13 protein-coding genes are annotated in these 7,150 nt (G+C 63.3%); 6 read left to right on the top strand and 7 right to left on the bottom strand.

Features of this window, described 5'->3' with window-relative positions:
* Positions 1-11 precede the first annotated feature (11 nt).
* The 4 genes from LCF60_RS13435 (at position 12) to LCF60_RS13450 (ending at position 2,439) form a co-directional block, all read left to right on the top strand.
* A complete protein-coding gene (locus tag LCF60_RS13435) occupies positions 12-878 on the top strand; it encodes an SDR family oxidoreductase (RefSeq protein ID WP_292292414.1) in 867 nt (288 codons plus the stop codon).
* Positions 875-1,555, top strand: coding sequence for a hypothetical protein (locus tag LCF60_RS13440; RefSeq protein WP_292292415.1), 681 nt, complete (start codon positions 875-877; stop codon positions 1,553-1,555). The genes LCF60_RS13435 and LCF60_RS13440 overlap by 4 nt, the downstream gene beginning before the upstream one ends.
* A 162-nt stretch (positions 1,556-1,717) precedes the next feature.
* Positions 1,718-2,230, top strand: coding sequence for an ATP-binding protein (locus tag LCF60_RS13445; protein WP_292292416.1), 513 nt, complete (start codon positions 1,718-1,720; stop codon positions 2,228-2,230).
* Positions 2,231-2,250: 20 nt separating this feature from the next.
* The gene (locus LCF60_RS13450; RefSeq protein ID WP_292292418.1) at positions 2,251-2,439 is read left to right on the top strand and encodes a hypothetical protein; all 189 of its coding nucleotides are present in this window, start codon (positions 2,251-2,253) and stop codon (positions 2,437-2,439) included.
* 123 nt (positions 2,440-2,562) lie between these two features.
* On the opposite strand, the gene LCF60_RS13455 is transcribed toward LCF60_RS13450, so the two are convergent.
* Positions 2,563-3,171, bottom strand: a complete 609-nt coding sequence (locus LCF60_RS13455) for a glutathione binding-like protein (protein ID WP_292292419.1) — start codon at positions 3,169-3,171, stop codon at positions 2,563-2,565.
* A 64-nt stretch (positions 3,172-3,235) separates the two neighbouring features.
* On the opposite strand from LCF60_RS13455, the gene LCF60_RS13460 reads away from it, so the two are divergent.
* Positions 3,236-3,928, top strand: coding sequence for a WYL domain-containing protein (locus LCF60_RS13460; protein WP_292292421.1), 693 nt, complete (start codon positions 3,236-3,238; stop codon positions 3,926-3,928).
* Between the two features lie 21 nt (positions 3,929-3,949).
* Here LCF60_RS13460 and LCF60_RS13465 read toward each other — a convergent pair whose 3' ends face one another.
* The 5 genes from LCF60_RS13465 to LCF60_RS13485 form a co-directional block, all read right to left on the bottom strand.
* Positions 3,950-4,399 carry an NAD(P)H-binding protein gene (locus LCF60_RS13465; RefSeq protein ID WP_292292423.1) on the bottom strand — a complete coding sequence of 150 codons (450 nt, stop codon included), beginning with the start codon at positions 4,397-4,399 and terminating at the stop codon, positions 3,950-3,952.
* Between the two features lie 6 nt (positions 4,400-4,405).
* Positions 4,406-4,558 carry a hypothetical protein gene (locus tag LCF60_RS13470; RefSeq protein WP_292292425.1) on the bottom strand — a complete coding sequence of 51 codons (153 nt, stop codon included), beginning with the start codon at positions 4,556-4,558 and terminating at the stop codon, positions 4,406-4,408.
* A gap of 60 nt (positions 4,559-4,618) precedes the next feature.
* On the bottom strand, positions 4,619-4,843 hold the full coding sequence (locus LCF60_RS13475; RefSeq protein WP_292292427.1) for a hypothetical protein: 225 nt from the start codon (positions 4,841-4,843) through the stop codon (positions 4,619-4,621).
* Positions 4,844-4,915: 72 nt separating this feature from the next.
* Positions 4,916-5,224 (bottom strand): AAA family ATPase, encoded by a 309-nt coding sequence (locus LCF60_RS13480; protein ID WP_292292428.1) that lies wholly within the window; start codon positions 5,222-5,224, stop codon positions 4,916-4,918.
* A gap of 54 nt (positions 5,225-5,278) precedes the next feature.
* On the bottom strand, positions 5,279-5,722 hold the full coding sequence (locus LCF60_RS13485) for a hypothetical protein (protein ID WP_292292430.1): 444 nt from the start codon (positions 5,720-5,722) through the stop codon (positions 5,279-5,281).
* 224 nt (positions 5,723-5,946) lie between these two features.
* Between LCF60_RS13485 and LCF60_RS13490 the strand changes: the two genes are divergently transcribed.
* Entirely contained in the window at positions 5,947-6,435 is a 489-nt protein-coding gene (locus LCF60_RS13490) for a GFA family protein (protein WP_292292432.1), read from the top strand.
* Between the two features lie 312 nt (positions 6,436-6,747).
* Here the strand turns inward: LCF60_RS13490 and LCF60_RS13495 are convergent.
* A partial coding sequence (locus LCF60_RS13495; protein WP_292292434.1) for a TetR family transcriptional regulator C-terminal domain-containing protein occupies positions 6,748-7,150 on the bottom strand: 403 nt, incomplete at its 5' end.

Consider the following 7,150-nt stretch of genomic DNA (forward strand, 5'->3'; position numbering starts at 1 on the left):
GGAGATGATCCATGAATGTTCTTGTTGCCGGCGCGACCGGCTACCTCGGGCGCTACCTCTGCGCCGAATATGCGCGGCGCGGGCACCACGTCACGGCGCTGGTCCGCGACACCGCGCGGGCCGAGGGCATCGCCGATCTGTTGATCGAAGCGGAGGCCACCCGGCCCGATACGCTCACAGGGATCATGGATGGCGTTGACCTCGTCGTCTCGTCGCTCGGCATCACGCGGCAGGCAGACGGGCTCGGCTACCGAGAGGTGGACTTCCAGGCGAACCTGAACCTGCTGCGCGAGGCCGAAACAGCAGGCGTCGGGCGCTTTGCCTATGTGCATGTCCTGAACGCCGATGCCATGGCGGGCGTGCCGCTCGTCGATGCCAAGGTTGCCTTCGTGGAGGCGCTTCACGCCTCCGACGTGCCTGCGACCGTGATCGCGCCCACCGGCTACTTTTCGGACATGGGCGAGATCCTGGCGATGGCGCGCAAGGGGCGTGTCTGGCTGTTCGGAGACGGAACGCAGCGCCTCAACCCCATTCATGGCGCCGACCTGGCGGTTGCCGTCGCTGACGCGACGGACGCAGAGCGGGGCTGGGCAGAGATCGGCGGTCCCGACGTGATGAGCCAGGACGAGATCGCCCACGCCGCCTTCGCCGCGCTCGGGACCGCGCCCCGCATCACGCGCCTGCCGGATGTGCTCCGCCGCGCAGCCCTCGCGCTTCTGCCGATCCTGCCCCGGCGGATCAGCGGCCCGGCGCGGTTCTTCCTCACCGCGCTTGGGATGGATATGGTCGCGCCCCGCTTCGGAACGCGGCATCTTACGGATCACTTCGCTATCCTCGCCACCGACCAGGCCCAGCATCCCAAAGGACCCCGCCCATGACCCTCCGCAAAGCCGGCGGCCTCGCCGCTCTGACCTGTGCCGCAAGCTATGTCTTCGGTTTCGCCCTTCTTGTCACCGTGCTCGCGCCGTTGGGCTTTGGGACAAACGAGATCGACTCCGCCGCCGTCGCGGCCTTCATCGCGGAACGGCCCGGCGTGCTGATCGCTTGGAACACCGTAATCTACGTCGTCAACGCTCTGGCGCTCGTCGTTCTGGTCGTCACGCTCCGCCAGCAGATCGCCCGGTCACGCCCCGATGCCGCCGCCGTCACCGGCGCGATCGGTCTGGTCTGGGCCACGCTTGTCCTCGGCGCGGGCATGATCGCCAACGTCGCCGTGGAACGGACCCACGCGCTGGCCGACGACCCGGTGGCCGCCGCGTCGCTCTGGCAGACGCTGCACGCGGTCGAACTGGGCCTTGGCGGCGGCAACGAGATCGCCGGCGGCGCATGGATTCTTGTCGTCAGCCTCGCCGGGCGCGCGAGCGGTATTCTCGGTCGCGTCCCATCGGGGATCGGCGCGCTCTGCGGCTTCGCCGGTCTCGCGACGATCCTGCCGGCCCTCGGCGAGGTCGCCGGCGCCGTCTTCGGCCTTGGCGCCATCGCATGGTTCGTCTCCGTGGGCCTTGTGCTTCTGCGCCAAGGTCAAACCTCTTTCGCAAAGGAGATTTCCGCATGACATCGCCGTCGCCGATGCAATTGCACAGCCAGGCCGCCCTCTTTTTCGAATGCGTCGTCAGCGAAACACGCGTTGATGCGCTCACACCGGCCAGCCGCAAGGTCCGCTCGGCCGACCAACACGCTCTGCGAACACCCCCTACAATTAAGAGAGGTTTCCTCAATGCAGGAAAATGATACACAACATATTCACCTGATTTGCGGCTCAACGGGCGCGGGCAAAACAACATATGCCCGAGAGTTGGCCAACAATATCGGCGGTGTCGTCTTCTCTATCGATGAATGGATGGTATCATTGTTTGGGGAGGATGCTCCAGAAAGCTTGAGCCCGGCATGGATTTTCCCGCGCGTCCATCGTTGCGAGGCGCAAATGTGGGCAATGGCCTTGCAACTCGGCAGGCTGGGGATACCGTCGATTTTGGACTTTGGCTTTCAGCGGCATGAACATCGTCAAAGGTATGCCGCCTTCGCAAAACAGGCTCAGTTCACGATAAGACTGCATGTCTTGGATGTCGATGCTTCCGTGCGGTGGAAGCGTATCGAAGCTCGCAACAAGGAAAAAGGTGATACCTTCCATATGGAAATCACACGCGGCATGTTTGATTATATCGAGACGACATGGGAACTGCCCGGCGATGATGAGTTACATCGCCCCGAAAAACTTCCAAGTGCTTGAATTTGCACAGCCCTTACCGAATGGGCCTGTTCGCGGGCGGGCCCGACGGCATCCGGATCTATCGCCACGGTGGCTTCTGGGGGCTGCACGCGGCTGTTGCCCCGAATCGGGGCCTCGCAGTTGCCGCCGTCGGTCTCGAACAGGCATTGACGCGGGAGATCACGCATATAGTGGAGAGCCTCGCCATCAACGTTCATGATGGGCGGTGATGGCGAGTGAAACGCGCAGTTGCAGGGGCGCACGGGCTGTCACTTGGTCCCCGGGGATCAACGCATCGAGCGCCTCGTGACGGGCCGTCATCGCGCCGACCGAAAGCCCCGGGCACGCGGGACCTACGCCGACAGCGCCAGCCGCTCTCGTTCCACGACCGCCTTCAGCGCCGGACGTTCCGCGCAGCGCCTGATCCAGGCCTGAACAGAGGGATCTTCCGGCATCGCGTCCGGAAGCCATTGGAAGGGGCTCGACAGGAGCAGATCGACCGCCGAGAAGCACTCGCCGAGCAGGTAGGGACGGCCGTCCAGCGCCTCCGACAGACGGGCGAGGACCGCATCCAGACCCCGGAAGGTTGCATGCACCACGGGATGTTCGACCTTCGCCCGGTCGAGGACGAGCACCGGCTCCATGATGCCCTGGTAATAGAACAGCCAACTCAGGAAGGCCCCGCGCTGCGAGTGCCCGACGGGACGGCCAAGCCCCGCTTCGGGGAACATGTCCGTCAGGAAGGCAATGATCGCGCCCCGTTCGCGGACATGATCCGCGCCGTTCGTCAGATAGGGGACCTTGCCCTCGGGATGCGGATTGCGCGGGTCCGGACCGCCGGTGCCGTCGGCACGGGCGACCGTGACCTCCTGCACGTCGATACGGTCGGCGATGCCCATCTCTTCGATGAGGGCGAGGATGGAGGTCGAGCGGGAGAATGGGGCGTGGTAGAGCGTCAGCATTGGTGTCTCCTGTGGTTGCGTGATGGCTTGTCATACGCTTGGGCTGCTGACAAAATCCGTCAGTATGGCTCGCACCGATCGCCTTATGCGCTTGATGGACGCGCTGCGGCGGTTGCCCGCCCCCGTCACCGCCGCGCGGCTGGCATCGGAGACGGACGTATCGCGGCGACAACTCTACCGGGACATCGCCACGCTGCGAGCGGGCGGCGCGCTGATCGACGGCGAAGCCGGGGTCGGCTACACGCTGACCGAGGACCCGGCGCTGCCACCGCAAAGTTTTTCACGACTGGAAATCGAGGCGCTTGTCCTTGCGGTGGGCGACCTGCACCAGATAGGCGATGCGGATTTGGAGGCGGCGGGCCGTTCGGCGCTGGCCCGGATCATCGCCACGCTGCCCGACGGGCAATCCCGCCAGGCCCTGCACACTGTGTTGCGCAGCTTTCATGCGCCGTCGGCGGCGGCCCCCGCCGTCGACACGGCGCTGCTGCGGCGTGCCTGCTGGGAGGAACTGGCGCTGGACGTCCGCTATCGCGACCTCGGCGGGCGTGTCACGGAGCGCGAAATCTGGCCCCTCGGCATCAGCTATTCGGAGGGCAGGTTGAAACTGCTGGTCTGGTGTTGCCTGCGGCAGGACTGGCGCATTTTCCACGCCTCGGGCATCGAACGTGCATCCCTCAACGGACGCAGCTTCAGACCGCGCCGTGTGTCCTTGTTGCGCGACTACGCGACGAGGCAGATATCAGCAGGACAGGGATAGCAGCCCCCCGGCAGCAGGAGATCACCCCTGCCCGGTGATGGCCGGTGCTTCCCGGATCAGCGTCGGGTCGGTAAGCGCGGCGACCATGAACAGCGCGAAGTCCGTGCGCCGCATGAGGTTGCGCGCCAGCACCGGGTCGTGGGCATGGCGTGCGCGGACCGGCAGGCCCTCGCTCGGCCCTTCCTCAAGGCCCGAGCCGCGCACCAGGGTCCAGTCCCGCCGGGAGGCAAAGATCAGGTCTGCCGCGCGCACCTGATCGTCAAGATCGACCAACCGCATCGCCTTCAGGATCGGGGTGCCGAAGCGGACGATGGCGCGGATCTTCCAGCCGTAGCGGTCCTTTCCGTCGCGGCTGACATGCCAGCCGCAGGAAAAGACCAGCCTCGCATCCGGCGGCGCGAGGTCCAGAACCGCGCGTGCCGTGCCCGAGGCATAGTCCTGCACGCCCCAGGGCGCCAGGACCACCAGCACGCCATCTCAGCCCTCGGTCGCGGCCTCGACCACCTTGCGATTGTCGGTGCGGCCGGGGAAGACGGTGATCCGGCCTTCGAAGCGCGCCAGCTTGCCGACGCTTTCGGGACGGCAGACGCCGGTCACCTCGTAGCCTCGGGCCAGAGCGTGTTCGGTCATGTATTGCCCGAGATGCCGACGATGCAGATGCGTTTCATGACAGATCCCCTCCCGAGTGGGTCAGACGGCGACGGCGCCGGGATTGGTTTCGCGGGGACCGCGCATCAGCAGCCAGAGCGCGAAGCCGACCTCGGAGACCGTGACGACCAGAAGCAGCGCGATCTTCACTGCCTCCAGCAGCGCGGCGTCATCCTCGACGACCGGATCGGCGATGCGGACCCATCGGTCGCACGCGCGGTGCCGGATTTCGCGCCCATCGCCTTCCAGGTCTGGATTGTCGCCCACCGGGATATTGCCCGCTCGCGCCGCCTGCGGGTCGTGTTCGACGCGCTGGTTGAGGGCTTCGGTAGCTGATATCTATCGGTCCGGGGAACCGTGCAGCCGGATCGTGAAGCCTACTTCCGAAGTGGGAAGGGCGAAATGGGCCGAGAACTGCCGGAACTTCGCGTCGGTCACCGCAAACCGATGATCTCCAACCGCGTTGCGGGCCTGCAACCGCCTGAGGCACTCCGCCTCGGGGACATCGAGCACGCGCAAGACATGTGCGGCACCCGTTCGGTCGAGGACATCCCGCATCCAGCGGCGCAACTCCACGGTCCAAGCATCTGCGGCCTCCGCCCCGCCCCTTTCTCCAGAACGTCGCCATCGGACCGACACTGCCACCATGACATACGGCGCCGACGCGAAATTCTGCTCCGATCCAGCAGAAATTCATCGACGTCAATACAAGCGAGTTTCCTGATCGTTCATGTGGATGGCCTGGACCTGCTCCAGGGTTTGTTCCTTGACAACCGTCCCGACGACCCACTCCGCGAGCGTCGGTGAGATTTTGCGCTCGGGCCAATGGTCTGGCTGCCAGAGGCGAGACCTAATGAAGGCCTTAGCACAATGCATGAAGACTTCCTGAACATCGACCACCAGCGCCAGCAATGGTTGTTTCCTCTTCACTGATAGGCGCTTGCTTATCGTCTCGTCCCTGACAATACGCGACTTCCCCGAAATTCGGAGGGTATCGCCATGGCCCGGCACAATGAAGAGCAGTCCAGGCAACGCGGTCATCAAGCTGGTGAAAATGCTGCACGATGCACGGATGACCGGTTCGGTGACGCTGCAATGCAGCTTCTGATCAGACGATGAGTGTCCGGTCTGGGCCGTGCACGACATCCAGCAGAAGGGGCGGTTTCCGGACCTTCTTTGCGAGTGCGAAGCGAACACGCCGATGAATCAGAAGCGGACCGTAAGCTCCTCCTGCGAACGGTTATCGAGAGGCGTTTCTGAATGAATGCCCCGAGCCCAATGCGACCTGCTCTTCGTATTGCCGATTAAGATCTTTCCGGGTCTGATATAGACTGCGATTTATTGGTTCCGCACGGGAAAAGGAGATAAAGATGTCTGCTGGACACGAGGGCCGCTGTCTTTGCGGCAAAATCAGTTACGACACTGGTGATGATCCGCTTTGGATCACGGTCTGCTATTGCCGGTTCTGCCAGCGCGCGACGGGATCGGACCGGATGATCGAGCCGATCTTCGAGCGCTCGTCATTCGTATTCAAGTGCGCCAGTCCTGCTGTCTATGCCCTCCCCTCGGAGGGAAGCGGCAAGGACATCAACGTTCATTTCTGCGCTGACTGCGGCACCAAGCTGGCCTTGACCTTCGAGCGCTGGCCCGACCGGATCGGCATCTACGCAGGCACGCTGGATAAGCCTTCGGCAGTGTCTCCAGTTACAGAAAACACTAAACATATCTTCGTCTCCGAGGCCCAGCCAGGGACGATCTTGCCGGCAGGATTCAAGACCTTCGACCGCCATGCTACCGAGAACGACGGCAGTCCGCTCGAACCAATCGTGCATTCGTCGCCTCGCATGGTGGGCGGCTGACGCAATTAGGGCCGGCTGTGGATCGGCATGCAAAATTGACCACTGTCAAAACCGCCGCATGATCTTGTCCATCCCGATGGGCGCACTCCAATACGGGGTCACGATTCAATGCCGATTGACAGATCCGCCATGCCCTCCCACAACGACAACCCGACGTTGACGAGGCACCATAACACGAGATTGCTGCGCTGCCTCCGAGGTCGGCTTGGAGCCCAAACCGGAAGTGTTCAATTCTCGCTGCCTGCGCATGCAAAAAGTGTCGGACCAAGCAGACCCAAGATCGGTTGCCGCGGTAGATTAGAAAGCGGACGTTCAGTCTTGTCTCGAGGTCTGGAGACCTGCGTCGGCGCGTTCTTTTATCGAGCGCATTTCTGTCTGCGCCCAATTCCGTATAAGGTCCAAATGCAAGCAGAGCTGATCGCGCAAGACCTTCTTCGGCCAGATTGACGGGTTGACGATACCGGCCGCACTCAAGCCAAAGAGGCAGGACACGATCGAGAACCGTACCGTGCTGAACACGTCGTCCGACCAATCTGCACATTCCGGCCAGGCGGATCGGATTGCGCGTTCATAGGTTTCCATTCCCTCCGCATGGAGCTTACGGTTCAGTTTCTGAAGCTCAGGGTCCGCAGAGAGCATCCCCCAGAAATTGATCCATACCGCGATATCCGCCCTGTCGTCTTCCGTGGCGGGTATGGCCGGCTCCAGAATGTCA

Source organism: Marivita sp. (assembly GCF_020055635.1).
Classification (GTDB): Bacteria; Pseudomonadota; Alphaproteobacteria; order Rhodobacterales; family Rhodobacteraceae; genus Marivita.

What these genes read in the sequence shown, in the direction of transcription:
- LCF60_RS13480 (WP_292292428.1), bottom strand. Translation starts at nt 5,224, where the DNA reads ATGGTGGCAGTGTCGGTCCGATGGCGACGTTCTGGAGAAAGGGGCGGG.
- LCF60_RS13440 (WP_292292415.1), top strand. Translation starts at nt 875, where the DNA reads ATGACCCTCCGCAAAGCCGGCGGCCTCGCCGCTCTGACCTGTGCCGCA.
- LCF60_RS13490 (WP_292292432.1), top strand. Translation starts at nt 5,947, where the DNA reads ATGTCTGCTGGACACGAGGGCCGCTGTCTTTGCGGCAAAATCAGTTAC.
- LCF60_RS13435 (WP_292292414.1), top strand. Translation starts at nt 12, where the DNA reads ATGAATGTTCTTGTTGCCGGCGCGACCGGCTACCTCGGGCGCTACCTC.
- LCF60_RS13450 (WP_292292418.1), top strand. Translation starts at nt 2,251, where the DNA reads ATGGGCCTGTTCGCGGGCGGGCCCGACGGCATCCGGATCTATCGCCAC.
- LCF60_RS13485 (WP_292292430.1), bottom strand. Translation starts at nt 5,722, where the DNA reads ATGTCGTGCACGGCCCAGACCGGACACTCATCGTCTGATCAGAAGCTG.
- LCF60_RS13445 (WP_292292416.1), top strand. Translation starts at nt 1,718, where the DNA reads ATGCAGGAAAATGATACACAACATATTCACCTGATTTGCGGCTCAACG.
- LCF60_RS13470 (WP_292292425.1), bottom strand. Translation starts at nt 4,558, where the DNA reads ATGACCGAACACGCTCTGGCCCGAGGCTACGAGGTGACCGGCGTCTGC.
- LCF60_RS13460 (WP_292292421.1), top strand. Translation starts at nt 3,236, where the DNA reads ATGGCTCGCACCGATCGCCTTATGCGCTTGATGGACGCGCTGCGGCGG.
- LCF60_RS13455 (WP_292292419.1), bottom strand. Translation starts at nt 3,171, where the DNA reads ATGCTGACGCTCTACCACGCCCCATTCTCCCGCTCGACCTCCATCCTC.